Here is a 26,864-nt window from a genome sequence, read left to right as displayed (position 1 = left end):
GAAGCGAGGCGTGGCGGACGTGGCATTCGCCAGGTCACCGGTAGCGTCGCCCCGGAGCCAATAAGGCACCGTCTGTCCGGCATACCGGTTTCGTCGTGGCAGGGTGTGCCGCCCGCCTGCGGGAACCAGCGGTTCTCTCCGCGCCGGGCAGGGTACCCGCGAGGGCGCTTCCCGCGCTCGGCACGGTTGAGGAGGACCATGAGCGAACTCTCGCAACGCGACGCCGAAGAGTCCACGCCTCCCGTCGCTCGGGCGCCGCTGGGGCGCCGGCTGCTGGGATGGGCGACGACGACCGACCACAAGGCGATCGGCCGGCTGTACATGGTGACGGCGTTCTGCTTCTTCCTTCTCGCCGGGCTGCTCGCGCTGGGCATGCGCGCCGAACTGGCCCGTCCGGGGCTGCAGTTCGTAAGCCAGGAGACCTACAACGAGTTCGTCACCATCCACGGCACCATCATGATGCTGCTGTTCGCGACCCCCATGTTCGCCGGGTTCGCGAACGCCGTGATGCCGCTGCAGATCGGCGCCCCGGACGTGGCCTTCCCGAGGCTCAACGCGCTCTCGTACTGGATGTACCTGTTCGGCGGCCTGATGGTGGTGTCGGGGTTCCTGGTGCCGAGCGGTGCCGCTTCCTTCGGCTGGTTCGCCTACGCGCCCCTCAACAGCGCGTACTACACCCCCGGCGCGGGCGCGGACCTGTGGGTCATGGGGCTGGTGGTCACCGGTGTGTCGACGACCCTGGGCGCGGTCAACTTCATCGCGACGATCATGTGTCTGCGCGCCCCGGGCATGACGATGTTCCGGATGCCGATCTTCACCTGGAACGTGCTGTTCACGTCCATCCTCGTACTGCCCGCCTTCCCGGTGCTCACGGCGGCGCTGCTCGCCCTGGAGTGCGACCGGAAGTTCGGCTCGCACGTCTTCGACGCGCACAACGGCGGGGCGCTGCTGTGGCAGCACCTGTTCTGGTTCTTCGGGCACCCCGAGGTGTACATCGTCGCGCTGCCGTTCTTCGGGATCGTCTCCGAGATCCTGCCGGTGTTCTCGCGCAAGCCGCTGTTCGGCTATCTGCCATTGATCGGGGCCACGATCGCCATCACCATGCTGTCGGCGGTCGTCTGGGCGCACCACATGTTCGCGACCGGGGCGGTGCTGCTGCCGTTCTTCTCGATCATGTCGTTCCTGATCGCCGTGCCGACCGGGATCAAGTTCTTCGCCTGGATCGGGACGATGCACCGGGGCTCGCTCTCGTTCGAGACGCCGATGCTGTGGGCGATGGGCTTCCTGGTGTCGTTCCTGCTGGGCGGGTTGAGCGGGGTGCTGATCGCCTCGCCGCCGCTGGACTTCCATGTCACCGACTCGTACTTCATCGTGGCGCATCTGCACTATGTGCTGTTCGGGACCGTGGTGTTCGCGATGTTCGCCGGGTTCTACTTCTGGTGGCCCAAGTTCACGGGGAGGATGCTCGACGAACGCCTCGGCAAGCTGCACTTCTGGCTGCTCTTCCCGGGGTTCCAGCTGACGTTCCTGGTGCAGCACTGGCTCGGTGCGGAGGGCATGCCCCGCCGCTACGCCGACTATCTGCCGGCCGACGGGTTCACCCTTCTCAACACCCTCTCGTCGGCCGGTGCGTTCCTGCTGGGCGTCTCCACGCTGCCGTTCCTCTACAACGTGTGGCGTACGGCCCACCAGGGGCGGCAGGTCGAGGTGGACGACCCGTGGGGGTTCGGGCGTGGCCTGGAGTGGGCCACCTCCTGCCCGCCGCCGCGGCACAACTTCGTGGCGCTGCCCCGGGTGCGGTCGGAGTCGCCGGCCTTCGACCTGCACCATCCCGAGATCGTCCGGCAGGCGGAGAGGGAGGGGCTGCGGTGAAGGTCGAGGCACTGCTCTTCGGTGGCGTGGCCTTCTTCTTCGGTGCCGCCGCCGCGCTCTACGGGGTGTGGTCGCACGCCGACCCGGCGGGTACGGCGGCGCTCATCGTGGCGTTCGGGATGGCCGCGCTGGTGTCGTTCTTCTGCGCGACGAACTACGTCCGCCGGGGCCAGCGCCCGCAGGACCGTACGGACGCGGAGGTGGCGGACGCCGCCGGGCCGCTGGAGTTCTTCCCGCCGCACAGCCCCTGGCCGATCGTCACCGCGCTCGGGTTCGCCCTCGCGGCGACCGGGGTGGTGTTCGGGCTGTGGCTGTTCCTCATCGGCTTCGGTGTTCTGGCCCGGGGTGTTGCCGGGCTGGTGTTCCAGTACGTGAACCGAGGGGCTGATCAGGAGGGCTGAGCGGTCGGCGTGGGGCGCCGGGCCGGAACGACGTGACCGGGCGATGGTCGCTCTCATAGCCGCCGGCGATGTTCTGGCGCATCGCTCCGGTCTCCTCGCCCTCGGTCAGCCGCTCCTGTTCCGCGTGCAGCAGGGCGTGGCACAGCGCGCGGGTGACGAAGAAGGCGACGACCGGGGCCACGACGAGGGAGACGCGCAGGATCCAGGTCAGGGCGTTCAGCGAGATCCGGAAGGTCTGCGCCACGACGTCGTTGCCGCCGGCCAGCACCAGCACCCCGTAGAAGGTGACGCCGGCCGCGCCGAGGCCGGTGCGGACGGGCCGTTCGCGGGGCCGGTCGCAGAAGTGCTGCTCCTGCCGCCACTCCCCCGTCACCCGCTGCTCGACGAAGGGGTAGGCGTACAGCACGCCGAAGAGCAGCGTGGGCAGGACGACGGCCGGCAGCAGGACGTTCCACATGAGGGTGTGCCCGGCGAAGTTCGTCTCCCAGGGCGGGACCAGGCGCAGCGCGCCTTCCAGGAAACCGACGTACCAGTCCGGCTGGGAGCCGGTCGACACCTGGTCGGAGCGGTAAGGGCCGTACGTCCACACCGGGTTGATCTGGGCCACCCCGGCGAGCACCACCAGCAGCCCGGAGACGGCGAAGGACAGGCCGAGGGAAGCGGCCGTGAACTGGGGGTACAGGGGCTTTCCGACGACGTTGGAGTTCCTGCGGCCCGGGCCGCGCCAATGGGTGTGCTTCAGGTAGAAGACCAGGATCAGGTGGACGGTGACCAGGGCGATCAGCGCGCCCGGCAGCAGCAGGATGTGCAGGCTGTACAGCCGGGGGACGATGTCGTGGCCCGGGTACTCGGAGCCGAACACGAACATGCTCAGATATGTGCCGACCACGGGGATCGAGAGCATGATGCCCTGGGCGATGCGCAGTCCGGTGCCGGACAGCAGGTCGTCAGGGAGCGAGTAGCCGGCGAAACCCTCGGCCAGGGCGAGCACGAAGAGCGTGACGCCGATGACCCAGTTCATCTCCCGGGGCCTGCGGAAGGCGCCGGTGAAGAAGATCCGCAGCAGGTGCACCCCGATCGCGGCGACGAAGACCAGCGCGGCCCAGTGGTGGGCCTGCCGCATCAACAGGCCGCCGCGGACGTCGAAACTGATGTGGAGGGTGGAGTCGAAGGCCCCCGACATCAGCTGCCCGCGCAGAGGGACGTACGACCCCTGGTACACGACCTCCCGCATCTCAGGCGTGAAGAAGAACGTCAGCCACACGCCCGTCAGCACCAGGACGATCAGGCTGTAGAGGGCGATCTCGCCGAGCAGGAACGACCAGTGGTCGGGGAACGCCTTGCGCAGCAGCCGGCCGGCTCCGTCGTGGACGGGCAGTCGGGCGTCGACCGCGTCGGCTAACCGCTCTCCCGCCTCACCTGGCCCAGGCTTCACGCCGCGCCCTCCTTCCGACGGCCCGCCGCCGTACTCCCGCCATTCCCTTCCCGGCAGGCGGCGGGGCGAGTACCCACCCCGCCGCGAAACACCCGCCCGGCTGGGCGGCGGCACCCGATCGGCTGAGAACGCCGGCGCCTCAGGTGTTGGGTTGGGCCGCGCTGATGTCTCCCAGGGCGGACTGCTCGTCGCGTTCCATCGCAAGGTCACCCAGGGACAGGATGCCCACCGGCCGGTCGCCGTCGACGACCGGCAGCCGCCGTACGGCGTGCTCGCGCATCAGCCGGACCGCCCGGTCGAGGCTGTCGTCCGGGGTCACGGTGACCAGGTCCGCGCTGCACGCCTCCGTCACCGTGGTCTGCTCGGGGTCGGCGCCCTCGGCGAAGGCCCGCACCACCAGGTCGCGGTCGCTCACCAGGCACCGCAAATGCCCTTCCTCGGTCACCAGGACCGCACCGACGTCCTCGTCCCGCATCACCCGGGCGACGGAGGCCACCGACGCCTGCGGTTCGACGGTCACCAGATCGCTGGTCATGATGTCACGTACGTGCTGGGCCATGACCGGCCTCCTTCTCACTGTTCGACGGTGTCTGTCGGAGACCGGGTACCCCTGGTGCGGCATCATTCCCCGGGCTGCCGTGTGTTCAGGGAGTAGACGTGGAAGGCCCGCCCGATGACGGGCTGGGCGACGTTGCGCACCCTCACTCCCCCGCCGGTCATGCCGTGTTCCGTGCCGGCGTGCGCGTGTCCGTGGACGGCGAGGTCGGCGCCCGCCGTGTCGATGGCCTCGGCGAGCAGGTAGCTGCCGAGGAACGGGTAGATCTCGAGAGGTTCGCCGGCCAGGGTGTCGGGCACGGGGGCGAAGTGGGTGAGGGCGATCCGTACGTCGCACTCGCGCCGGTGCAGCTCTTCGAGGGCCGCGCGCAGACCGTCGGCGCGGCGGCGCGAGTACCGTACGAACTCCTTCATCACGGGTTCGCCGAACTCGCCGGCACACCGGCCCACGAACCCGCCGCCGAACCCCTTGGTACCGGCCACGCCGATCCGGAGGTTCCCCCGGGTCACCACGGCCGCCTCGCCCTCCAGGACGTGCGCTCCGGCGTCCCGCAGGATGGCCGTGACCTCGTCGGGGCGGTCGTCGTGGTGGTCGTGGTTGCCGAGGACGGCGACGACCGGGACGCCCAGGTCCTCGATCTCCCGGGCGACCACCCGCGCCTCCTCGGGTGTGCCGTGCCGGGTGAGGTCGCCGGCCAGCAGGAGTACGTCGGCGTGCTCGGGCAGCGTCTCGAAGGCCGGGCGGAGCGTGCCCTGGCTGTCGGGGCCCATGTGGATGTCGCCGACGGCCGCGACCCGGGTCATGTCAGCTCCTCCGGGTGGTCGGGCGGGGCGTTCTCCGCGACGACGATGTCGCAGTGCACCGGTACGTCCGCCAGTTCCTCGTGGGCGATACGGAGGATGTCCTCGCGGCAGCCCGCCGACGGGACCGTACCCGTCAGCAGGACCGATTCCCCACGGATCTCGGCCCGTACCCCCAGCTCGCCGCACCGCCCCTCCGCGAGCCGTTCGGCGACGTGGGCCACCCGGTATTCGAGGTTCATCACCGCTCCTGTGCGGGGTCGATGACGTCCAGCCGCTCCAGGAGGTAGAGAAAGGCGGCGGGCATCGGCTCGTCACCGCAGCGGCGGCGAACCTCCGGCCAGTCGACCTTCTCGCGCAGCGAGCGGGCCACCGGCAGTACGGCTCCGAAGTCGCAGTGGTGCTCCGAGAAGGCGGTGCTCAGGCTCACCAGCAGGTCGGTGGCCGACAGGACCGGCATGTGCACGGAGTCGACGGGGAGTTCCTCGGCGCGGGCCAGCAGGTCCACGGTGACCGGCCGATGGGCGAGTTCGAAGATGAGGTCGACGTCCTGGTCGAAGCACGTGGTCTTCACCAGCCAGTCCTCCGGCGGGACGCGCACGGTCAGACCGGCCGAGCGCAACGACCCGGCCACCGCCTCGGCGTCCTCGGGCAGCACACAGAAGTCGGCGTCGTGCTGCAGGGTGCCGCTGCCGCCGTGGGCGTACACCGCCACGCTCCCGGCCAGCGCGAACTTGTGCCCCGCCCGCTTCAGGATGGCGCCCACCTGCTTGGTGGCCTCCAGGATGGCCTGGCTGCGGTCGGGCGGGAACTGTCCCCGCGCGGCCGTCTGCGGATCCTGGCCGGGCACCTGGAGGCCGGAGGCCTGCGCCGCGCCCTGTCCGCTTCTCATCAACGGCTCCTTTCGCGCGCCGCGGCGCGCAGGCAGCGACGCAGCTCTTCCGCGTACGGCAGGGCGACCCCGGCCACGATCACCCCGGCGAGCCCGGCCAGGTACTTGGCCGGCAGCGGGTGCTCCTTGGGGAGCAGACGCCAGTCCTGAGGGCCCTGGCCGCCGCGCAGGGTGCGGCGGACCTGGTCGGAGTGCAGACAGGCGGTGAAGGCCAGGGCGGTCAGCGGCAGCACCTCCAGGAAGCTGTGGATGTGCTGCTCGATGGGCCGGACCTCGCGTTTGCCGACGGCCAGCGACACGTCGTACAGGGCCGTCGCGCCGTGGGCGAGGGCGGCGCCGCCCATCACCGAGAGCACCAGCGGGTTGACCCGGGCGAGCAGACCCATGAGCACCGGCACTCCGGCCTCGGTCATCATCAGCGCGTGGACCACGGACTCCTTGGTGCCGCTGGTGTGCTCGATCCGGGTCCGCCGGTGCATCCACCAGTCCGCCAGTCCGGGCACCACCCACAGCGGCAGGACGCCGTACAGCAGGAACCGCCGGCCGGCGTCCTCCACCTCGGTCGAGTGGAGCGGGATCCGCAGGTCGGCGGAGCGCCGCCAGTTCCGCCAGGCCTTCCTGGGCAGCACGCGCAGTGCCATGGGAAACCTCCGTGTGATCGGTCTTCCAGGACCCGCCTCTCCGGTACCCCTCCTCATCCGGGCGACACGCCGTGCACAACCTGGTGGCCACCGGGTACTCGGCAGCGGACCCCAGTCACACACGTGGTTCAGGAGAGAACATGGCGGGCTTCGGATACTTCCTGTCTTGTGAGGAGCACACCCCGGCGGAACTCGTCGACCAGGCGCGGATGGCCGAGCAGGCCGGTTTCGAGTCGCTGTGGATATCTGATCATTATCATCCCTGGCACGACGCCCAGGGCCAGAGCCCATTCGTGTGGTCGGTGATCGGCGCCCTGTCCCAGGCGGTCTCGCTGCCCGTGGAGACGGCGGTGACCTGCCCGCTGGTGCGCACCCACCCCGCCGTGATCGCCCAGGCCGCGGCGACCAGCGCGGTACAGCTGGGTGGGCGGTTCCGGCTGGGCGTGGGCACCGGTGAGGCGCTGAACGAGCACATCCTCGGGACCGTCTGGCCCGAGGCGCCGGTACGGCTGGAGATGCTGGAAGAGGCCCTCCAGATCATCCGGCGGCTGTTCACCGGGGAGCAGATCAGCCATCACGGCAAGCACTACACGGTGGAGAACGCCCGTCTGTACACGGTGCCCGAGGAGCCGGTGCCGATCGACGTCTCGGCCTTCGGCCCGCAGGCCGCCGAGGTCGCCGCGCGCATCGGCGACGGGCTGATCACGATGATGCCCGAGGAGTCCATGGTGGAGCGCTTCCGGCGCGGGGGCGGCGGCGCCAAGCCGGTCTACGGCGGCCTCAAGGTGTGCTGGGGAACCGACGAGCGGGAGGCCGTCCGCACCGCGCACCGGCTGTGGGCCAATGACCAACTGCCCGGCGAACTCCCGCAGGTGCTGCCCACCCCGAGCCACTTCGAGCAGGCGTCACAGCTGGTCACCGAGGAGCAGGTGGCCCGGTCCGTGCCGTGCGGCGACGACCCCGACGTGCACGCGGAGGCGCTGTCGGCGTTCGTCGACGCCGGGTTCGACACCGTGTACGTCAACCAGATCGGCAAGGACCAGCAGGGGTTCTTCGACTTCTACCGCACCAAGGTCCTGCCGCGGCTGCGGGGCTGAGCACAGAGGTGGTGAACGCCATGTCCGGGCAGGGACAGACCGACGGCAGCGCGCTCGTCGTGATCGACATGATCAACACCTACGACCACGAGGACGCCGAGTTGCTGCTGCCCGCCGCCGAGCGGGTCGTGCCCGTTCTGGCGGAGCTGATCGGCCGGGCCCGGGAGGCGGGCATACCGGTGATCTACGCCAACGACAACTTCGGGCGCTGGCGCTCCCACCACGGTGAACTGGTCGAGACCGCGCTGTCCCGCCCGCACGCCCACCTGGTCGAGCCGATCAAGCCGGACGAGGAATCCCTCTTCGTGGTCAAGGCCCGGCACTCGATCTTCTACGAGACGCCCCTGTCGTATCTGCTGTGGAAACTCGGCGTGGGGACAGTGGTGTTGAGCGGTCAGGTCACCGAGCAGTGCGTCCTGTACTCCGCCCTGGACGCGCACATCCGCCACCTGGACGTCACGGTGCCGCAGGACGCGGTCGCCGCGATCCACCCCCATCTGGCGGCCGCCGCACTGGAAATGATGGAGCGCAACATGGGCGCCCGCATCGTCGGGGCGAAGGAAGTCGACTTCCGGGGTACCCGATGGCCCGTAACGGAGGGAACCGCGCACCAGCCCGGAGGCCGGCCATGAGCACAAGCGTCCCTGGAGAGCCCCTCGACGGCCTGGTCACGGCCCTGCGCGCCGGGACCGACGCCGAGGTCCGCTTCGATCCCGGCAGCCGGGGTGCCTACTCCACGGACGGTTCCAACTACCGGCAGGTCCCCCTGGGCGTGGTCGTGCCCCGCACGGTCGAGGCCGGTGCGCGCGCGGTTGAGCTGTGCGCGCGCTTCGACGTCCCGGTGCTGTCCCGCGGCGGCGGCACGAGCCTCGCCGGGCAGACCACGAACGCGGCCGTGGTGATCGACTGGAGCAAGCACTGTGACGCGCTGGTCTCCGTGGACGCCGACGCCCGCACGTGTGTGGTGGAGCCGGGCATCGTCCTGGACGAACTCGACCGCCGGCTCGCCCGCCATCACCTCCAGTTCGGCCCGAAGCCGTCGACGCACAGCCACTGCGCGCTGGGCGGCATGATCGGCAACAACTCGTGCGGGGCGTCCGCGCAGGCGTACGGGAAGACGGTCGACAACGTACGCCGGCTCGAAGTGCTGACGTACGACGGACTGCGGATGTGGGTGGGGCCCACCTCGCGGGCCGAGCGGGAGCGGATCGCCGCAGGGGGCGGCCGGCGGGCCGAGCTGTACGACGGTCTCGACCGTGTCGTCGCCGAGTATCTGGCGGACATCCGGCGCGGTTTCCCGAAGATCCCGCGCCGGGTCTCCGGCTACAACCTCGACTCGCTGCTCCCAGAGAACGGCCTCGACGTGGCGAAGGCCCTGGTGGGCAGCGAGGGCACGCTGGTGACCGTCCTGCACGCCGAGCTGGACCTGGTCCCCGTGCCGCCGTACGAGTCGCTGCTGGTGCTCGGGTACGACGACATCTGCCGGGCCGCCGACGACGTGCCCCACCTGCTGGAGCACTGCTCCCCCGGTCAGCTGGAGGCGCTCGACGGGCGGATGGCGCAGCTGATGCGCGAGGAGCACGCCTACCTGGACTCGCTGCGCGCCCTGCCGGAGGCGGACAGCTGGCTGCTGGTGCAGTTCATCGGGGACGCCCAGGACGACGTCGACGAGCAGGCGCACGCCCTGCTGAAGGCGATCGGCCGGTCCGAGGAGGACCCCTCGGTCGCGTTCTCCGACGACCCGCGGCGCGAGCGGAGGATGCTCCGGGCCAGGGAGGCCGGGCTCGGGGTGACCGCGCGGCCGCCGGACGACCGGGAGACCTGGGAGGGCTGGGAGGACTCGGCGGTACCGCCCGAGAGGCTGGGCGGTTATCTACGGGATCTCAAAAGGCTGTTCGAGGAGTTCGGCTACGACCACCCCTCGCTGTACGGGCACTTCGGGCAGGGCTGTGTGCATACCCGGATCCCGTTCGGGATGAAGACGGCGGACGGGGTGGCGGACTTCCGGCGGTTCCTGGAGCGGGCCGCCGACCTCGTGGTCTCCTACGGTGGTTCGCTGTCGGGCGAGCACGGGGACGGGCAGGCCCGGGGCGAGCTGCTGACGCGGATGTTCGGGGAGCGGCTGGTCGGTGCCTTCGGCGAGCTGAAGGCGCTGTTCGACCCGGGCAAGCGCATGAACCCGGGCAAGGTGGTCGACCCGAATCCGGTGGACGGGCAGTTGCGCCTCGGGGCGGCCTGGCGGCCGGCCGGCCATGACACCCACTTCGGTTATCCGGAGGACGACCGGTCCTTCACCCAGGCGGTGCTGCGCTGCGTCGGCATCGGCAACTGCCGGGGCCTGCACGGCGACGTGATGTGCCCCTCGTACCGGGCCACCAGGGAGGAGGAGCACTCGACACGCGGGCGGGCGCGGCTGCTGTTCGAGATGCTCGACGGGCATCCCGACTCGGCGGTCAAGGACGGCTGGCGGTCGGCCGAGGTGCGGGACGCCCTGGATCTGTGTCTGGCCTGCAAGGGCTGCAAGTCGGACTGCCCGACGGGCGTGGACATGGCCACGTACAAGGCCGAGTTCCTCGCCCACCACTACGCGGGCCGGCCGCGTCCGGCCGCCCACTACTCGATGGGCTGGCTGCCCGTCTGGGCCCACCTGGCCGAGCACGCGCCGGGGCTGGCGAACAGCGCGCTGCAGGCGCCGGTGCTCGGCCGGTTCGGGAAGCGGTTCGCCGGGGTGGATGCGGCCAGGCGGGCCCCGGTCTTCGCCGAGCGGTCCTTCGTACGGTGGTGGCGCGCCCTCGGCACCGCCGAGCCGGACCCGGCCGATCCGGCGACCGTGGTCCTGTGGCCGGACACCTTCAGCAACCACTTCCACCCCGCCATCGCGATGTCGGCCGTCCGGGTCCTGGAGGACGCCGGGTTCCGGGTCGCCGTGCCCGACTCACCCGTGTGCTGCGGTCTGACGTGGATCTCCACGGGTCAACTGGCCACGGCGAAGAGGGTGCTGCGCCGCACTCTCCAGGTCATGCGCCCCTATCTGGAGGCGGGCACCCCGGTCATCGGTCTGGAACCCTCCTGCACCGCCGTCTTCCGGTCCGACGCCCCGGAGCTGCTGCCGGACGACCAGGACGTGCAGCGGCTGGCGGGGCGGACACGCACCTTCGCCGAACAGCTCGTGCAGCACGCGCCCGCCGGCTGGCAGCCGCCCTTCCTCGCCCGGCAGGCGACCGTACAGACCCACTGCCACCAGCACGCGATCATGAAGTTCGACGCAGACCGTGAACTCATGAGCCGCGCCCGTCTCGACGCGGACGTCCTCGACGAGGGCTGCTGCGGTCTGGCCGGCAACTTCGGCTTCGAGCGCGGACACCACGAAGTCTCCATGGCCGTCGGAGAGTTGGGGGTACTGCCCGCCGTCCGCTCGGCGGCCCCCGACAGCCTGGTGCTGGCCGACGGCTTCAGCTGCCGCACCCAGATCGAGCAGGGCGGCACCGGGCGCCGGGCCCTGCATCTCGCGGAGGCGCTGGCCCTCGCACTCGACGGCCCGCTGCCGAGCGACCGGCCCGAACGGCTCGCCCGTCGGCCCGCCGGGCCCTCCGGCACGGCCCGGTGGGCGACCACCGCCGTCGCCGGGACGGTGACGGCCGCGGCCGCCCTGCGCGCCGTACGGCATCTGCGCCGCCCGTAAGTCACCCATCACGTCAGGAAAGGGTCCAACATGTCGACGAAGGTCTCCGACTACATCCTCCAGCGGCTGCGCGAGTGGGACGTGGAGCGTGTCTTCGCCTACCCGGGCGACGGTATCAACGGTCTGCTCGCGGCCTGGGGACGAGCGGAGAACAACCCCCGCTTCATCCAGTCCCGTCACGAGGAGATGTCCGCCTTCGAGGCCGTCGGCTACGCGAAGTTCTCCGGCCGGGTCGGCGTCTGCGCCGCCACCTCCGGGCCCGGCGCCATCCATCTCCTCAACGGCCTGTACGACGCCAAGCTCGACCATGTGCCGGTGGTGGCGATCGTCGGGCAGACCAACCGCAGTGCCATGGGCGGTTCGTACCAGCAGGAGGTCGACCTGCTGACGCTGTACAAGGACGTCGCCTCGGACTTCTGCGAGATGGTCACCGTCCCCGAGCAGCTCCCCAACGTGCTCGACCGGGCGATGCGCACCGCCATGGCACGCCGTTCGGTGACCGCCGTGATCGTCCCGGCCGACGTCCAGGAGCTGGACTACTCGCCGCCCGAGCACGCCTTCAAGATGGTGCCGTCCAGCCTTGGCATGCCGCACTACGCGCCGGTGCCGGACGACGGTGACCTGCAGCGGGCCGCCGATGTGCTCAACTCCGGCGGCAAGACGGCCATCCTGATCGGTCAGGGCGCGCGCGGCGCCCGGGCGGAGGTCAAGCAGGTCGCCGACCGGCTCGGCGCCGGGGTCGCCAAGGCGCTGCTGGGCAAGGACGCCCTCCCCGACGACCTGCCGTACGTCACCGGCGCGATCGGGCTGCTCGGCACCCGGCCGTCGTACGAGATGATGCGTGACTGCGACACGCTGCTCGTCATCGGCTCGTCCTTCCCCTACACGCAGTTCCTGCCGGCGTTCGGCAAGGCGCGGGCCGTGCAGGTGGACATCGATCCGCACATGGTCGGACTGCGCTACCCCTTCGAGGTCAACCTGGTCGGAGACGCCGCCCGGACGCTGCGCCGGCTGCTGCCGCTGCTGGACCAGATGGAGGACCCCTCCTGGCGGACAAAGATCGAGAACAACGTCAGGGACTGGTGGGAGGTGATGCAGCGGCGGGCCGAGGTCGAGGCCGATCCGATCAACCCGGAGTACGTCGCCCACGCCCTCAACGGGCTGCTCCCGGACAACGTCATCCTCTCCGCCGACTCGGGCTCGGCGGCCAACTGGTATGCCCGGCACCTGAAACTGCGCGGGGCGATGCGGGGCTCGCTGTCGGGGACGCTGGCCACCATGGGGCCGGGCGTGCCGTACGCCATCGGCGCCAAGTTCGCGCACGGCGACCGGCCTGCGATCGCCCTGGTCGGCGACGGGGCGATGCAGATGAACGGCATGGCCGAGCTCATCACCATCGCCAAGTACTGGCAGGAATGGGAGGATCCGCGGCTGATCGTCGCCGTCTTCAACAACCGGGACCTGAACCAGGTGACCTGGGAGATGCGCGCGATGGAAGGCGCACCGCAGTTCCTGCCCTCGCAGTCCCTCCCGGACGTCCGGTACGCCGACTTCGCCCGCTCCCTCGGCCTGACCGGCATGCGGATCGAGACACCGGACGGGGTGACGGGCGCCTGGGAGGCCGCCCTCGCCGCCGACCGGCCGTGCGTGCTCGACTTCGTGACCGACCCCGCCGTACCCCCGATCCCGCCGCACGCCACCCTCGACCAGATCGAGGCCGCGGCGGCCGCCGTGCTCAAGGGCGACAGCGACCGGGTGGCGATGGTCCGGCAGGGCTTCAAGGCCAAGGTGCAGGAGTTCCTGCCGCACCGTCACGACACGGGGCGACGGTGAGCGACCTGCCGGCCGTCGAACGGGTGGACAGCGCGGTCTACACCGTCCCGACGGACGCGCCGGAGGCGGACGGCACCCTGGCCTGGGACAGCACCACGCTCGTCCTGGCCACCGTCCGCTGCGGCGAGGTCACCGGGCTGGGCTACACCTACGCCCCGCCGGCGGCCGCGCGGGTCGTCGACGATCTGCTCGCCGCTGTCGTCACCGGTATCCCGGCCCTCGACGTACCGCGCGCCAACGAGGCCATGCAGCGCACCGTACGCAACGCCGGTCTGCCGGGGATCGCCGCCGAGGCGATCTCCGCCGTCGACATCGCGCTCTGGGACGCCAAGGCGCGGCTGCTCGGGCTCCCGCTCGTGGACCTGCTCGGTGCGGCCCGTGACGAGGTGCCCGTGTACGCAAGCGGCGGTTTCACGACGTACGACGAGGAGCGTCAGGACCGGCAACTGCGCGGCTGGGTGGCCGAGGAGGGGATTCCCCGCGTGAAGATCAAGATCGGGGAGTCCTGGGGGAGTTGTGAGGCACGCGACCTGGCGCGGGTGGCCCGGGCCCGCGAGAGCGTCGGTGACGCGGCCGAGTTGTACGTGGACGCCAACGGCGGTTACGGCGCGAAGCAGGCGGTGCGGGTGGCGGCCGGGCTCGACGGGGAGGGAGTGGCCTGGTTCGAGGAGCCGGTCTCCTCCGACCACCTCGACGCCCTCGCGAGCGTCCGCGGCCGGGTCCTGGCCGATGTCACGGCCGGGGAGTACGGCTACACGCTGCCGTACTTCCGGCAGTTGCTCGGCGCCGGTGCCGTCGACTGTCTCCAGGCGGATGTCACCCGGTGCGGTGGGATCACCGTGTGGCTGCGGGTCGCGGCACTGGCGCTGAGCCATGGGCTGGAGATCTCGGGGCACTGCGCACCGTACGCCCACGCGCACGTGGCGGCTTCGGTGCCGAATCTGCGGCATCTGGAGTGGTTCCACGACCACGTCCGCATCGAGCGCCTGCTCTTCGACGGCGGACCCGCCCAGCGCGGAGGCTCCCTGGCCGTGCGCGGTGGCGGGGAGCCCGGTCTGGGTCTGCGCCTCGACGCCGAGCGGGCCCGCTCCTTCCGCATCCGCTGACCACCCATCAGGACCACCAGGACCCTCGAAACCCCTAGGGAAACGACCATGTCGCAAGTCGTCGTCATCACCGGTGCCAGCGCCGGCATCGGCCGTGCCACGGCGCGCCTGTACGCCCAGCGCGGCGCGCGCGTCGCCCTCCTCGCGCGGGGCGAGGCCGGGCTGGAAGCAGCGGCGCGGGAGGTCTCGGAACTCGGGGGCCACCCGCTGATCCAGCAGGCCGACACCGCCGACCCCGACCAGGTGGAGGCCGCCGCCGATGCCGTCGAACGGCACCTCGGGCCCATCGACGTCTGGATCAACTGCGCCTTCACCAGCGTGTTCGCGCCCTTCACCGAGATCACCCCGGAGGAGTACCGGCGGGTGACCGAGGTGACGTATCTCGGCTTCGTCAACGGCACCCGGGCCGCCCTCGCCCGGATGCTTCCGCGGGACCGGGGCACCATCGTGCAGGTCGGCTCGGCGCTCGGCGAGCGGGCCATCCCGCTCCAGTCGGCCTACTGCGGGGCCAAGCACGCCATCAACGGCTTCACCTCGTCCGTACGCCTCGAACTGCTGCACCAGGGCAGCAACGTGCACATCACCGTCGCGCAGATGCCCGCGGTCAACACCCCCCAGTTCTCCTGGGTCCGCTCCCGGCTCCCCCGGCATCCACAGCCGGTGCCGCCGATCTACCAGCCCGAGGTGGCCGCACGGGGTGTCGTACACGCGGCGGACCACCCCCGGCGCAAGCAGAGCTACGTCGGGGCCACCACCGCTGCGACGATCTGGGCCAACCGGCTCGCCCCCGCCCTCCTCGACCGCTACCTGGCGCGCACCGGATTCGGTTCCCAGCAGACGAGCACTCCCGTGCCGGCCGGCCCCGGCAACCTGTATGCCCCGGCCGACGCGGTGCCCGGCAGCGACCACGGAGCCCACGGCGAGTTCGACGAGCGGTCCCACGCGCACTCCGTGCAGGCCGCCCTGGCCCGCCACCCCGCGGCGACGGCCGTGACCACGACGGCTCTGACCGTCGCGGCCGCCGGCGGCATCCGCCGACTGCTGGCCGGCAGAAGCGGGTAGGGCGGGCAGGGGCGGCGGTCACCGTCGGTTAGCGGGTCCCGCCCGGGGGGGGCAGGTCACAGCGGGTCGGTCGGCGCCTTCGCGCTCCGCGACGGCGGCCCCGCCCTGCCGCTGCTGCTCGCCACCGGCATCGAGCGGGAGGTCACGCACGCCTCCGACACCACCGCCACCGCGCTCGACAGAGCGTCCTGAACTCGCGCCGGCCGGAGCACCGGGCACGGTGGCCAAAGATCGTTGCGCGTACGCTCGTGCACATGGTTCAGCATCGATTGATCGACGTGAACGGGATCCGGCTGCACATCGCCGAGGAGGGTTCCGGCCCGCTGGTGGTGCTGCTGCACGGCTTCCCCGAGTCATGGCACTCCTGGCAGCACCAGTTCGGCCCGCTGGCCGAGGCCGGCTTCCATGTGGTCGCCCCCGACCAGCGGGGCTACGGCAGCAGCGACCACCCCGAGGACGTCGACGCGTACAGCATCTTCCACCTGGTCGGCGATGTGGTCGGGCTGATCCGGGAGTTGGGCGAGGAGAAGGCGTTCGTCGTCGGGCACGACTGGGGTGCGCCGGTGGCCTGGCACACCGCGCTGTTCCGGCCGGACCTGGTGCGCGGGGTGGCCGGGCTGAGCGTGCCGCCGCCGTTCCGGGGGACGAAGCCTCCGCTCCAGGCCATGAACGAGATGTTCGGTGGCCGCTTCTACTGGAACTACTTCAACCTGCCGGGTGTCGCCGACGCCGAGTTCGCCCGCGACCCGCGCACCACGCTGCGCAAGTTCTTCTCCTCGGCCGCCGGTGACGGTGGTGCGGTCGCGCAGCCCCTGGTGGATCCCGAGCGCGGCTGGCTCGCCGACATGCCGGATCCCGAGGAGCTGCCGGAGTGGCTCACCGAGGAGGATCTGGACGCTCTCACCGAGAGCTTCTCCCAGGGTTTCACCGGGGCGCTCAACTGGTACCGCAACCTCGATCGCAACTGGGAACTGACGGCTCCCTGGCAGGGTGCCGTCGTCACCCCGCCTGCGCTGTACGTCTACGGCGACCGTGACGTGGTACCGGCGTTCCCCGGCACGCCCGAACTCATCGAGCGGCTCCCCGCCCTGATGCCCAACCTGGTGCGCGAGCCCCTCAAGTTGGCGGGTTGCGGGCACTGGACCCAGCAGGAGCGCCCGGACGAGGTGAACGGGGCGCTCGTCGACTTCCTCAAGTCCCTTTCCTGAGCCCACTTCCGCGGTCGGGCCCGGTGGTTCGCGCGTACCTCTACGATCTCCTCGTGAGCGCGTGGAGTCAGAGCCTGACCGCGGCCGGGATCCGGGAACCGGAGCTGCGGCGGGACTACAGCACCCAACGGCGTACGGTCCGGCGGTATCGCCGGAGCGCCTATCTGGCCTGCCGGATGCTGCTGCCGCCCGCGGTGCAGCCCCACGTGGTGGGCGCGACGGCCGTCATGCACCACGGGGACGACCTGCTGGACAGCGGTCCCGAGTCGCAGCGTGCGCAGGCCTGGGCCGGCTGGGAGCAGCGGGTGCGCACCGGGCTGGAGACGGGGACCAGTGACGATCCCCTGGTCCGTACCCTCCTGCACACGGTCACCGCGTACCCCCGGCACCGGGAGGTCGTGGAGGCCTATCTGGCCACCGCGACCGCCGAACTGGAGTTCACCGGGTTCGCGACCGAGGCCGACTACCAGGACTACCTGGACGCCTACTCGATGCCGGCCTTCCTGCTGATAGGCGCGCTGCTGGGCCCCGAGACCGATCCCGGCGGACGGTTCCTGGCCGGCTGCCGCAGGCTCATCGACGGCAGCCAACGGCTGGACTTCGTCAACGACCTGGCCGAGGACCTGCGAGAGGGCCGGCCGGGCATCCCCGCGGAGACCCTGAAGCGCTTCTCCGTCACCGCGGAGGACCTCACGGCGGGCCGGGCGTCGCCCGGTCTGCGCTCACTCGTGGAACACGAGGTCGAGGCTGCCCGCGCCGACTTGCGGTGCGCCCGGGAACTGCTCGAGCTGCTCCCGGCCGCCCACCGCCCGCTGGTGGAGACGCTGATCGGGATCGAACTGCTCACCGCCGAGGCCGTGCTCGCGCCCGGCACGGACGTCCTGCGCGGCTCGGTATCACCGTCCACGGCGGGCACCCTCAAGCTGGTGCTCGGTGCCCGCCGCAGGGCGGTGCGTGCTCAGTGTTGACATTGACCAGCGGGGTGCGCGCACTGGTCGTCATGGAGGGCGTCAACGACATCGAGGGCAGCCCCGCCAGACCGATCCGGCCGCCTTCGAGGCCGCGTACCGCGAGATCGCGGCCCGCGCGCACGCCCACTGCATCAGCGTGACCGGCGCCGCGAGCACGCCGTACGACGGCGACGGCGGCCGGCCGCGGCACGCGAGGCGGTACGGCGGTCCGTCAACAGCCTGATCCGGTACGGCGGCGTCTTCGACGCGGTCGTCGCCTTCGACGCCGTCGTCCGCGGCCCGCCGCCCCCGGCCGGATCCTGCCGACCTACGACGCCGGCGACCAGCCGCACTTCGGCGACGCGGGGCCGCAGGCCATGGCCGACGGGGTCGACCTCGGCTCCCTCACCGGAAAGGGCCGGTGAACGAGGACCCCGGACCGGTCAGCCCTTGTGCCACTTCTGGTTGGCGGTGCCGGAGCAGGTCCACAGCTGGAGCTTGGTGCCGTTGCCGGTGCCGTTGTCGGGGACGTCCACGCACTTGTCGGCCAGGGCGCTGACCAGGTCGCCGGCCGAGCTGAGGTAGAACAGCTGGGCGCGGTTGCCGCTGCAGTTGGCGACCTGGACCGCGGTGCCGTTGGCGGAGTTGCCCCAGGCCAGGTCCATGCACAGGCCGAGCGAGCGGATGGTGCCGTCCGACTGGAAGACCCACTTCTGCTTGGCCGCGCCCGAGCAGTCCAGGATCTGCAGCCTGGTGCCGTCCCCGCCCGCGTTGGTGACGTCGATGCAGCGGCCCGATCCGGTGCCGATCAGCCGCACGCCCGGGACGGTGGGGGGCTTGGTGGTACCGCCGCTGCTCGACGAGGACTTCCCGGAGGACGACGTCCCGCTCGACGAGGACTTGGAGCCGCTCGACTTCGAACCGGACGAGGTGGAGCCAGAGTTCGAACCGGAGCTGACGGAGCCGCCGCCGGACTGCTGCCCGGTCGAGCCGCTGCCCGTGCCGCCCCCGGACCCGGAGCCACCGGAGGTGGTCTTGGCGGACTTGTGGGAGGGGTTGTGCGACGGCGTCGGTGACGAGGACGGAGACGGGGACTGCGAGGCGCTGGACAGCGTGGTCGGCTCCCCCGCCGCCACCACCGCGGCCGGCGTGGTGTCCGGGGCCGGGAAGAGGTCGACGTGACTCAACAGTGGTACGGCCAGTGCCGCGACGACGGTCAGTCCGGCCGCCGCGCCGACGGTCGCCCACACCCGCACCCCCGGCACCAGCCCGCGGCGGGGCACGGCGGGACGGCTGGCGAAGGTATCGCTGAAACGTCCCGCCGGAGCGCCGGGCCGTTGCGCTGAGGGCCGGGGTTTACGAAGGGGCGGCACGTCGTCTCCTGAAGGTCTCGTAAAGGTCTCGGAACGCCCGGAACGAGCGGGACACAGGAACAGTAACCGCGGCACGGCACCGATCCGCCCGCCCGTCCACCAAGATCCCTCCGAACGTCACCTTCCGTACACCTGCGAGGAGTTGCCTATGACCGATTTGTTGGAGTCCGCTGCAGTGACGGCTTCGGGAACTGGCGTTATTCGCGCTAGCGTTCGCGTCTGAAGCATTTCACAGTGACACGGAGCAACACAGCAAGACTGCACAACAGCAACACCGACACCGGAAGGCGGAGGCATTGAGCCTCATGGACCATGAGCGCGCCGACGGCGCGGACCGGACGCTCGGCCTCCTTCTCGCGGAGCGCGACAGCCTGCGCCGCTTCGTGACCGGCATGATGGGGCGCGACCCCCATGGCGCGGAGGACGTCGTCCAGGAAACCCTGTTGCGGGCCTGGCAGTCGGCCGGCCGGCTGGACTGGCAGGACCGGCCCATCCGTATGTGGCTGTTCCGGGTGGCCCGCAATCTCGTGGTCGACGGCCGGCGCCGGGACCGGACCGTTCCGGTGGGGGTCACGGCGGCGGACTTCGGCAGTGCCATGCCGGCGCCGGTGCCCGACCACGCCGAACAGGTCAGTGACCGCAGGGTGCTCGTCTCCGGGCTGCGCACGCTGGCTCCCGCACACCGCGAAGCCGTCGCCCGTGTCCATCTGCTGGGACAGGCGGGCGACGACGTGGCCCGCCAGCTCGGGCTGCCCCTGGGCACGGTCAAGTCCCGTACCCATCACGGTGTCCGCGCACTGCGCGCCACCCTCGAATCCCACGGCTGCCACCCGGCCGGCGCCGAGAAACTCCGGGGAGGGACGCGATGACCTCCGACACCATCACCACCCTGCTCGGCCTCGTCGGCGTCCTGGTCCTCGTCCTCACCGTCACGCACTGGCTGGTGCGGCGGGGCGGCGGCTGGAAGGCCCTGTGGCGCCGGCTCGGGCGTGAGATCACTCTCACCGTGCGGGCGTTCACCGGTCCGGTGCGCTCCGAACTGCGCTACCGGCGCGGACTGCGCCTGCTGGTCCGGCTGCTGCGCGACCCGGCCGTGTGGGCCGACGCCGAGCGGGCCACGGCCCTGGCCGCGTCCGTCCGCCCCGGGGTCCGTCCCTACGGCGTGCTGGCCGGGCCCGAGTGGATGGCCGTGCTGGTCGCGGCGGACGGCGACGCGCTGCGCGAGCCGCCGGAGCCCTGGGCGGCCGACGAGACGGACCCGCGTCTGTGGTGGATCGACCGCGCCGACCTGACGGACGAGGCGGAGGGCTCGGCCGTACCCCTGCTGGTGTGCGTGGGGCACGACATGGGGCACGCCGTGCTGCTCGACGTGCGCTCCGGCCCACCCGCGCTGTCCGTGTACGGCCCGCCGCGCGCCGCCCGTACGGCCCGCGCCGTGCTCCAGGCACTCGCCGCCCAGCTGGACGCCCGGCTGCCCGAGGGCCGGGTGGCCATCGCCGCCGGGGTGCACCCCCGGCATCCGGGGGCGCCGGCCGCCGCCGCCGTCGGGCAGCCCGGCATCGAGGTCGCGGTGTGCGCCGACCCGCTGGAGCGGCCGCTGCCGTCCGGTCTGCGACTGCTGAGTCTGGGCGTGGCCCGGGGCCGGACCCGGCTGCTGGAGATCGCGCCGGACTCGCTGCTCAGGGTGCACGGCGCACCCGCCGCCGCCCGGGTCGACGTACTGCCGCTGTCGCGGGCCGTGGCCCGGACGCTGTCCGCCCTGCCGCCGTGCCCCGACCGCCCGGACGAGGAGGTCACGCGTCCTGCGGACGTCACCTCCGCCGCCGATCCCGACCTGCTGCCGGACGAGCCGAACCTCGACGCCGGCGCGGCGCCGGTCACCGAGCCGACCGGTGTGTCGGCGACCCGGCCGGTCCCCGAGCCCGCCGCCGCGCCCGCGCCCGTACCGGTTCCGGCCGCGGCGGTCGAGAGCGACGACGACTTCGCGGAACCGAGCACCTCCGGTGCGGCCGGTGTCTCCGCCGGCTCGCCGCCGGCGCCGTAACCGCCGTACCCGTCCCCCGATCCCGCACGAACGAACGCCCGGCTGGGAGCCGTGAACCTCACCATCACCACCGTGGACGCCACGGACGGACAGCGCCGCGACCACCAGGTCCGGCTGCCCTCGAACGCCACCGTCGGCGATCTCGCCGCGGCCCTGACCCAGGACGAGGCCGCCGCCGGCGGCGCGGACTGGGCCACGGCCGGTGCGCCGCAGACCCGCAATCTCTACGCCGACGGCCACCGGCTCGACCCCGCGACACCGGTCTCCGGCAGCGGGGTCCGCGACGGCGGGCTGCTGGGCCTCGGCGGGCCGACCCGCCCGGCCGACCTGGTCCGGGTCCATGACGACAGCGACCAGGACGGTGTCCTCGCCGAGGTGCACATCGTCTCCGGGCCCGGCGCCGGGCACACCTGGCGGCTCGGGCCGGGCAGCCACGAGATCGGCACCGACCCGCTGTGCGCCCTGCGGCTCGACGCCGCCGACGGGGTGCCCGAGTCGGGGCTGTGGGTGACGGTGGGCGCGGACGGCTCCGCGGCCTGGCACCGCACCGACGGCGACCCCGGGGCCACCGTCCGGGCCCGGCTCGCCTCGCCGCCGCCCGACGACGCCATCACCCAGCTGCGCCGGCCCCGCCCCCAGCCGCCGCGTGAACGCCCGGTGGGGTCAGGCCCCGTGCCGTGGCCGGCCGGTGAGGATCTGACGGTCGGTCCGGTGCTGCTGAGGATGAGCGTGCCGGTCGAAGCGGACGCGGCCGTCGCCCCGTCCGCCGACGGTTTCGGCGTGGACTACAACCGGCCGCCGCGGATCGCCCCGCACCTGGACGCCGAGCGGATCCGGCTGCCGCAGCCGCCGTCGCCGCCGCAGAAGCGGCCGTTCCCGACCGTGATGATGATCTCCCCGATCGTCCTCGGTCTGTTCATGGTCAGCATCTTCAAGTCGTACTACTTCCTGGTGTTCCTGTTCCTCAGCCCGATGATGATGCTGTCGAACTGGGCGACCGGCCGGCGTGCGGCCCGCAAGCAGTTCCTGGAGTCGGAGCGGGCCTATGAACAGCGCCGTGACGTCCTTGAGGACCAGGTCCGGGACGCGGTGGTCGGCGAGCGGCGGGTGCGGGACAAGACCGGCCCGGACCCGGCGGCCGTCGCCCTGACCGCGACCGGTCCCGGCGGCCGGCTGTGGGAGCGGCGCCGGCGCGATCCCGACCATCTGGTGCTGCGTCTGGGCACGGTGGACCAGCCGTCGGTACGGGAACTGGAGGACCCGGCGCGGGACGAGAACCACCGCTCGATCCGCTGGAACATCCCCGACACGCCGATCGGCGTCGACATCACCGCGCACGGTGTGGTGGGCATCGCCGGTCCGGCCACCGAGGTGCAGCCGCTGGCGCGCTGGCTGGTGGCGCAGGCGGGCGTGCTGCACAGCCCGCGCGACCTGAGGATCGTCGTCCTGACCGAGCCGGACCGGGTGGCGGACTGGGCGTGGACGCGCTGGCTGCCGCATCTCAAGCCCGGCACGGCCGGCGGGCCGGTGGTGCTGATCGGCAACGACCCCGAGTCCACCGCCGCCCGGATGAGCGAACTGGTCTCGCAGGTGCAGGCGCGCCGCCGGCAGGCCGGCAACGACCGTGACGTGGTCTTCACCGACCCCGATGTGCTGGTGATCGCGGACGGGGCGCGGCGGCTGCGCGACGTGCCCGGCATGGTCCAGGTGCTGACCGAGGGTCCGCGGGTGCGGATCTTCAGCGTCTGTCTGGACGAGCAGGAGCGGCTGCTGCCCGAGGAGAGCACCGGTGTGGTCCTCGCGGCCGACGGCCGGCTGACCGTGAAGCGCCCCGGCGCGCCCGACCTGCCCGCCGTCCGTGCCGACCGGGTCTCCCCCGAGTGGTGCGAGCAGCTGGCCCGCGCGCTGGCCCCGATCCGTGACGTCAGCCCCGAGCACGACGCCGGACTGCCCCAGCGGGTCCGTCTCCTGGACCTGCTGGAACAGGAACCGCCCAACGCGCAGGCCCTGTTGGAGCGCTGGCAGAGCGAGCCCGCCAGCACCTCCTTCCTCATCGGCACCGGCTTCGACGGACCGCTCTCCCTGGACCTGGTGCAGGACGGGCCGCACGGCCTGGTCGCCGGTACGACGGGTTCGGGCAAGTCGGAGCTGCTGCAGACGTTCGTGGCCTCCCTGGCCGCCGCCAACCGGCCCGACGAACTCACCTTCGTGCTGGTCGACTACAAGGGCGGCAGCGCCTTCAAGGAGTGCGCCAACCTGCCGCACACCCTCGGCATGGTCACCGACCTCGACGCCCACCTCGTGGAGCGGGCGCTCGAGTCGCTCGGCGCCGAACTGCGGCGCCGGGAGCAGGTGCTGGCCGCCGCCGACGCCAAGGACCATCCGGAGTACCGGGCCAAGCGGGCCGCCGATCCCTCGCTGGCGCCGCTGCCCCGACTGCTGCTGGTCATCGACGAGTTCGCCACCCTGGTCCGGGAAGTCCCCGACTTCGTCCCCGGGCTGATCAGCATCGCCCAGCGGGGCCGCTCGCTCGGCATCCATCTGATCCTGGCCACGCAGCGGCCGGCCGGTGTGGTCACGGGCGACATCCGCGCCAACACCAACCTGCGGATCGCGCTGCGGGTCACCGACCAGACCGAGAGCCAGGACATCATCGACGTCAAGGACGCCGTCGACATCTCCTCCGCCACGCCCGGCCGGGCCCTGGTGCGGCGCGGACCGCGGCAGGCGGATCCGTTCCAGACCGCCTGGGTGGGTGCCGAACGCCCCCGGGACACCCCGGCCGCGGCGACCGAACCGGAGTCCGGCCCCCGCAAGCCCGTGCGTTCGGTGGACGTCGGCTGGGACGCGCTGGGCCGCCCCGCCGCACTCCCCGCGGAGACGCGGACGGTGACGACGTCGTCCCCGCAGGGACCGGCCCCGACCGACCTCCAGGTCCTCGTCGAGGAGATCCGCTCCGCCGCCGACCTGCTCGACGACTTCACCCAGCAGCCCAGCCCCTGGCTGCCGCCGCTCCAGCGCCAGCTGGTCCTGGACGACCTGGACGAGCTCGGCGCCACCCGTGACGGCCGCCTGGTCATCCCCTACGCCCTGGAGGACGTCCCGCAGCTCCAGCAGCGCCGGGTCGCCGTCGCCGACCTCAGCACCTTCGGGCATCTGTACATCATCGGCGCACCGCGTTCCGGACGTACCCAGGTGCTGCGGACCATCGCCGGTTCGGCGGCGCGGGTGGCGGGCACCGCCGACGTGCACCTGTACGGCATCGACGCGGGCGGCGGCGGCCTCACCGCCGTCGGTGCGCTCCCGCACTGCGGCGGGGTGGTCTCCCGGCACGACCTGGAGCGGCTCGGACGGATGCTGCGCCGGCTGAACCGGGAGCTGACCGAACGGCAGGACCTGGCCCAGACGCACAGCGCGACCGGCATCGCGGAGCTGCGCCGGCTGCTGCCGAAGGCCGAACGCCCGGCGCACATAATGCTGCTGATCGACGGCTGGGACTCGCTGCAGGTCATCCTCGACGAACACGACCACGGCCAGCTGCTGCAGGAGGTCATCCGGCTGATGCGCGAGGGTGCCGCCGCCGGTATCCATGTCGTCGCCACCTCCGAACGCTCCCTGCTGGGCGGGCGGATGGCCGCGCACAACGACCACAAGCTGCTGCTGCGCCAGGGCGACCGCAGCGACTATCAGGCCGTCGGCATGATGCCCAACAAGATCCCGGCCGACATCCCGGCCGGCCGTGGCTGGCATGTGCTCAGCGGCACCGAGACCCAGGTGGCGCTGCTCGCCGCCGGCGGCGGCACCGAACAGGCGGAGGCGCTGCGCTCGATCGGTGAGAGCGCCCGCAAGCGGGACGCCCAGGTGCCGGACGCCCGGCGGCCGTTCCAGGTCGCCGTGCTGCCGCGCTCGGTGGAGTTCGCCGAGGCCTACGAGAAGGTGCGGGCGGCCGAGCGGCGGCCGTTGTGGGGGCTGCTCGGTGTCGGCGGCGACGACGGCGGCCCGGTCGGCACGGACCTGGCCGGCACCGCCTCGGCGTTCGGGGTGTTCGGCCCGGCCGGGTCGGGGCGCAGCAACACCCTCGCCTCGATCGCCGTGTCGCTGCTGGCCGGCGGCACCTCGCTGGTCGTGCTCACTCCGCGCGAGTCGCCGCTGCGCGCCCTGGACCGGCATGCCACCGCCACCGTGCTCACCGAGAGCGACCCCTCGGCCGACACCGTGCGGGCGGCGCTGGACGCGCTGCCGGGACCGCGGGCGGTGATGATCGACGACGCCGATCTGATCACCAGCTCGGCAGCGGACAAGCTCCTCAAGGAGATCGCCGTCTCCGGTCGCGACCAGGGCCTCGGACTGGTCTACGCGGCTTCCGCGGACGGCTTCCTGAGCGGTATGAGCGGCTGGACGCTCGCCGCCAGGCGGGCCCGGAACGGGCTGCTGCTGGCGCCGAAGAACCTGTCCGAGGGCGACCTGGTCGGCCTGCGCCTGCAGCCCAGTGTGGTCCGGGCGGCCACGCATCCGGGCCGGGCCTGGACGGCCGGTCCCGGCGGCACGCTGCTCGCCGTCCAGGTGCCGCTCACGCCCCTGCGGGCCTGACCCGCACAGCGGACCGAAAGGGCCTCCCCGGTAACTCCGGGGAGGCCCTTTCGTACGGGAGTTAAGAGTTGTTCTGCAGGCTGCTGCTGATGCCCTGGTCAAACTGGATCGCGTTGTCCTTGATGCCGTTGAACATCTCCGAGAAGTCGTTGATGCCCTTGACGGCGGCCAGCAGGCTGGTGTCGAAGTTGTTGTAGGTGGTCCGGATGACCTCGCTGGACTGCTGGAACACCATGCCGTCGTCGACGAGGGTATTGACCCGGTTGCGCAGGTTGCTGAGCACCGGCAGCAGGTTCTCGTGGGCGTCGTGCAGCAGGCTCACGACCTCCTCGATCTTGCTGTAGTCGAGGTTGATGCCGTTGTAGCTGGCCATGGGGTTCCTGTCCGTTCCTGTCGATCTCGATGCGGTTGTCGGGCGGTCACCAGGCGGCGGGGGTGGAGTTGAAGTCGTTGCCCCCGCCGCCGTCACTGGTGTCGCCGCCCACCTTCTGCCAGTCCGGCTGGTTGCCGTTGGCGTCCTTTGGGCCCCGGGTGTACTCGGTACGGTCACCGCCACTGCCGGTGGTGACCATCGAGCCGCTGCCGTCCTGGTTGAGATTGGTGTCCGAGTGGACGGTGGAGCCGTCCGGGTAGGACGTGTCGGTGGTGTAGTGCAGGCCGTCGCTGGAGTAGTTGGTGACCGAGGTGTACGTCTTGCCGTCATAGGTGACGGTGGACTCCTCCTTGATCACATGACGCTGGTCGTCGAGCGTGAGGTGGGTGTGGACACTGCCCCGCTCGGTGTTGATCGTCTGGTCCAGCGGAGGGTTCCCGGGATCGGTGGCGGAGCAGAAGTCCGGCATCTTGCCGTCCGGGCCGGGCACGCACTGGTCGAGGTGGGCCTGCTTGTAGTCCCACAGGTCCTTGTCCCGGAAGTAGTTCTGCAGGCCCAGGTTGCTGCCCGTGATACCCATGCCCTGGGACAGTTCCGAGTCGAAGGACAGGAACGCCTCGCCCACCGAACCGAACGCGCCCGCCAGCTCCTTGATGCCCTTGTCCGCATGGGACATGGTGCTGCTCGCGTTGTCGTAGAAACTCGCGAGCGCGTCGGCCAGGGTCGAGTCGCCGAGGACCGCCAGGGCGTCACTGGAGGTGTATCCGTCGTAGTCCCGCTGGCCCAGCCGGGAGAACGAGCTGTTGTCGAGGAGCGGACCGATGTCGCCGGCCAGGCTCTCCAGGTCCCGTTTGGCGTCGTTGAGAACGTTGTATTCGATTTTCAGGCTATCGGCCATGGGTGGGCCTCCCAGTCGAGACTCCGGTCAGTTGGACCACGCCGCACACGT

Annotated in this window: 21 protein-coding genes and 1 pseudogene; 13 read left to right on the top strand and 9 right to left on the bottom strand. The window is 71.6% G+C overall.

Annotation, left to right across the window (positions count from 1 at the left end; genetic code table 11):
- Positions 1–198: 198 nt before the first annotated feature.
- Together ctaD and ABZ396_RS21850 are read left to right on the top strand one after the other, a co-directional pair.
- Positions 199–1,872 (top strand): cytochrome c oxidase subunit I, encoded by a 1,674-nt coding sequence (gene ctaD, locus ABZ396_RS21855; RefSeq protein WP_358917936.1) that lies wholly within the window; start codon positions 199–201, stop codon positions 1,870–1,872.
- Positions 1,869–2,273 carry a cytochrome c oxidase subunit 4 gene (locus ABZ396_RS21850; protein WP_358917935.1) on the top strand — a complete coding sequence of 135 codons (405 nt, stop codon included), beginning with the start codon at positions 1,869–1,871 and terminating at the stop codon, positions 2,271–2,273. Before ctaD ends, ABZ396_RS21850 begins: the two co-directional genes overlap by 4 nt.
- Here the strand turns inward: ABZ396_RS21850 and ABZ396_RS21845 are convergent.
- The 6 genes and pseudogenes from ABZ396_RS21845 to ABZ396_RS21820 all read right to left on the bottom strand — a co-directional run bounded on the left by ABZ396_RS21845 (position 2,191) and on the right by ABZ396_RS21820 (position 6,597).
- Positions 2,191–3,751: pseudogene (locus ABZ396_RS21845) on the bottom strand (ubiquinol-cytochrome c reductase cytochrome b subunit). The gene ABZ396_RS21850 and the pseudogene ABZ396_RS21845 overlap by 83 nt on opposite strands.
- Before the next feature lie 96 nt (positions 3,752–3,847).
- Complete coding sequence (locus tag ABZ396_RS21840) at positions 3,848–4,267, bottom strand: CBS domain-containing protein (protein WP_358917933.1); 420 nt, start codon at positions 4,265–4,267, stop codon at positions 3,848–3,850.
- A gap of 62 nt (positions 4,268–4,329) precedes the next feature.
- Entirely contained in the window at positions 4,330–5,067 is a 738-nt protein-coding gene (locus ABZ396_RS21835; RefSeq protein ID WP_358917931.1) for a metallophosphoesterase, read from the bottom strand.
- Complete coding sequence (locus ABZ396_RS21830; protein ID WP_358917929.1) at positions 5,064–5,306, bottom strand: hypothetical protein; 243 nt, start codon at positions 5,304–5,306, stop codon at positions 5,064–5,066. Before ABZ396_RS21830 ends, ABZ396_RS21835 begins: the two co-directional genes overlap by 4 nt.
- Entirely contained in the window at positions 5,306–5,959 is a 654-nt protein-coding gene (locus ABZ396_RS21825; RefSeq protein ID WP_358917927.1) for a hypothetical protein, read from the bottom strand. The genes ABZ396_RS21830 and ABZ396_RS21825 overlap by 1 nt, the downstream gene beginning before the upstream one ends.
- Positions 5,956–6,597, bottom strand: a complete 642-nt coding sequence (locus tag ABZ396_RS21820; RefSeq protein WP_358917925.1) for a diguanylate cyclase — start codon at positions 6,595–6,597, stop codon at positions 5,956–5,958. The genes ABZ396_RS21825 and ABZ396_RS21820 overlap by 4 nt, the downstream gene beginning before the upstream one ends.
- Positions 6,598–6,737: 140 nt before the next feature.
- Here ABZ396_RS21820 and ABZ396_RS21815 point away from each other — a divergent pair, with 140 nt between their 5' ends.
- From ABZ396_RS21815 to ABZ396_RS21780, 8 genes are all read left to right on the top strand, one after another.
- The gene (locus tag ABZ396_RS21815; protein ID WP_358917923.1) at positions 6,738–7,694 is read left to right on the top strand and encodes an LLM class F420-dependent oxidoreductase; all 957 of its coding nucleotides are present in this window, start codon (positions 6,738–6,740) and stop codon (positions 7,692–7,694) included.
- A gap of 20 nt (positions 7,695–7,714) precedes the next feature.
- Positions 7,715–8,326: an isochorismatase family cysteine hydrolase gene (locus ABZ396_RS21810; protein WP_358917921.1), complete on the top strand. Its 612-nt coding sequence runs from the start codon at positions 7,715–7,717 to the stop codon at positions 8,324–8,326.
- Positions 8,323–11,376 (top strand): FAD-linked oxidase C-terminal domain-containing protein, encoded by a 3,054-nt coding sequence (locus tag ABZ396_RS21805; protein ID WP_358917920.1) that lies wholly within the window; start codon positions 8,323–8,325, stop codon positions 11,374–11,376. Before ABZ396_RS21810 ends, ABZ396_RS21805 begins: the two co-directional genes overlap by 4 nt.
- Before the next feature lie 30 nt (positions 11,377–11,406).
- Positions 11,407–13,209, top strand: a complete 1,803-nt coding sequence (locus ABZ396_RS21800) for a thiamine pyrophosphate-requiring protein (RefSeq protein ID WP_358917918.1) — start codon at positions 11,407–11,409, stop codon at positions 13,207–13,209.
- Entirely contained in the window at positions 13,206–14,315 is a 1,110-nt protein-coding gene (locus ABZ396_RS21795) for an enolase C-terminal domain-like protein (protein WP_358917917.1), read from the top strand. Before ABZ396_RS21800 ends, ABZ396_RS21795 begins: the two co-directional genes overlap by 4 nt.
- Positions 14,316–14,363: 48 nt before the next feature.
- Positions 14,364–15,377, top strand: coding sequence for an SDR family oxidoreductase (locus tag ABZ396_RS21790; protein ID WP_358917915.1), 1,014 nt, complete (start codon positions 14,364–14,366; stop codon positions 15,375–15,377).
- A gap of 254 nt (positions 15,378–15,631) precedes the next feature.
- Positions 15,632–16,585, top strand: a complete 954-nt coding sequence (locus ABZ396_RS21785) for an alpha/beta hydrolase (RefSeq protein ID WP_358917914.1) — start codon at positions 15,632–15,634, stop codon at positions 16,583–16,585.
- 53 nt (positions 16,586–16,638) lie between these two features.
- Positions 16,639–17,553 carry a squalene/phytoene synthase family protein gene (locus ABZ396_RS21780; RefSeq protein ID WP_358917913.1) on the top strand — a complete coding sequence of 305 codons (915 nt, stop codon included), beginning with the start codon at positions 16,639–16,641 and terminating at the stop codon, positions 17,551–17,553.
- 425 nt (positions 17,554–17,978) lie between these two features.
- Here the strand turns inward: ABZ396_RS21780 and ABZ396_RS21775 are convergent, their stop codons facing one another.
- Positions 17,979–18,818: an RICIN domain-containing protein gene (locus ABZ396_RS21775; RefSeq protein WP_358917911.1), complete on the bottom strand. Its 840-nt coding sequence runs from the start codon at positions 18,816–18,818 to the stop codon at positions 17,979–17,981.
- Positions 18,819–19,213: 395 nt separating this feature from the next.
- On the opposite strand from ABZ396_RS21775, the gene ABZ396_RS21770 reads away from it, so the two are divergent.
- From ABZ396_RS21770 to ABZ396_RS21760, 3 genes are read left to right on the top strand one after another with little or no spacing between them, the layout of a single operon-like run.
- Positions 19,214–19,777 carry a sigma-70 family RNA polymerase sigma factor gene (locus ABZ396_RS21770; RefSeq protein WP_358917909.1) on the top strand — a complete coding sequence of 188 codons (564 nt, stop codon included), beginning with the start codon at positions 19,214–19,216 and terminating at the stop codon, positions 19,775–19,777.
- Positions 19,774–20,952, top strand: coding sequence for a hypothetical protein (locus ABZ396_RS21765; protein ID WP_358917907.1), 1,179 nt, complete (start codon positions 19,774–19,776; stop codon positions 20,950–20,952). The genes ABZ396_RS21770 and ABZ396_RS21765 overlap by 4 nt, the downstream gene beginning before the upstream one ends.
- 51 nt (positions 20,953–21,003) lie before the next feature.
- Positions 21,004–25,542, top strand: coding sequence for an FtsK/SpoIIIE domain-containing protein (locus tag ABZ396_RS21760; protein WP_358917905.1), 4,539 nt, complete (start codon positions 21,004–21,006; stop codon positions 25,540–25,542).
- A gap of 61 nt (positions 25,543–25,603) precedes the next feature.
- On the opposite strand, the gene ABZ396_RS21755 is transcribed toward ABZ396_RS21760, so the two are convergent.
- Both ABZ396_RS21755 and ABZ396_RS21750 read right to left on the bottom strand, forming a co-directional pair.
- Positions 25,604–25,915, bottom strand: coding sequence for a hypothetical protein (locus ABZ396_RS21755; protein WP_358917904.1), 312 nt, complete (start codon positions 25,913–25,915; stop codon positions 25,604–25,606).
- Between the two features lie 46 nt (positions 25,916–25,961).
- A complete protein-coding gene (locus ABZ396_RS21750; protein WP_358917902.1) occupies positions 25,962–26,813 on the bottom strand; it encodes a hypothetical protein in 852 nt (283 codons plus the stop codon).
- Positions 26,814–26,864 lie beyond the last annotated feature (51 nt).

Origin of the sequence: Streptomyces sp. NPDC005866 (genome assembly GCF_040629895.1) — a bacterium.
Taxonomy (GTDB): domain Bacteria; phylum Actinomycetota; class Actinomycetes; order Streptomycetales; family Streptomycetaceae; genus Streptomyces.
The sequence above is the reverse complement of the archived record's forward strand: the minus strand, read 5'-3'. Positions and strand labels throughout refer to the sequence as shown.

Coding starts and splice junctions, on each gene's coding strand:
- ctaD (WP_358917936.1), top strand. CDS start 199: ATGAGCGAACTCTCGCAACGCGACGCCGAAGAGTCCACGCCTCCCGTC.
- ABZ396_RS21840 (WP_358917933.1), bottom strand. CDS start 4,267: ATGGCCCAGCACGTACGTGACATCATGACCAGCGATCTGGTGACCGTC.
- ABZ396_RS21835 (WP_358917931.1), bottom strand. CDS start 5,067: ATGACCCGGGTCGCGGCCGTCGGCGACATCCACATGGGCCCCGACAGC.
- ABZ396_RS21830 (WP_358917929.1), bottom strand. CDS start 5,306: ATGAACCTCGAATACCGGGTGGCCCACGTCGCCGAACGGCTCGCGGAG.
- ABZ396_RS21820 (WP_358917925.1), bottom strand. CDS start 6,597: ATGGCACTGCGCGTGCTGCCCAGGAAGGCCTGGCGGAACTGGCGGCGC.
- ABZ396_RS21815 (WP_358917923.1), top strand. CDS start 6,738: ATGGCGGGCTTCGGATACTTCCTGTCTTGTGAGGAGCACACCCCGGCG.
- ABZ396_RS21810 (WP_358917921.1), top strand. CDS start 7,715: ATGTCCGGGCAGGGACAGACCGACGGCAGCGCGCTCGTCGTGATCGAC.
- ABZ396_RS21805 (WP_358917920.1), top strand. CDS start 8,323: ATGAGCACAAGCGTCCCTGGAGAGCCCCTCGACGGCCTGGTCACGGCC.
- ABZ396_RS21800 (WP_358917918.1), top strand. CDS start 11,407: ATGTCGACGAAGGTCTCCGACTACATCCTCCAGCGGCTGCGCGAGTGG.
- ABZ396_RS21790 (WP_358917915.1), top strand. CDS start 14,364: ATGTCGCAAGTCGTCGTCATCACCGGTGCCAGCGCCGGCATCGGCCGT.
- ABZ396_RS21785 (WP_358917914.1), top strand. CDS start 15,632: ATGGTTCAGCATCGATTGATCGACGTGAACGGGATCCGGCTGCACATC.
- ABZ396_RS21770 (WP_358917909.1), top strand. CDS start 19,214: ATGGACCATGAGCGCGCCGACGGCGCGGACCGGACGCTCGGCCTCCTT.
- ABZ396_RS21765 (WP_358917907.1), top strand. CDS start 19,774: ATGACCTCCGACACCATCACCACCCTGCTCGGCCTCGTCGGCGTCCTG.
- ABZ396_RS21755 (WP_358917904.1), bottom strand. CDS start 25,915: ATGGCCAGCTACAACGGCATCAACCTCGACTACAGCAAGATCGAGGAG.
- ABZ396_RS21750 (WP_358917902.1), bottom strand. CDS start 26,813: ATGGCCGATAGCCTGAAAATCGAATACAACGTTCTCAACGACGCCAAA.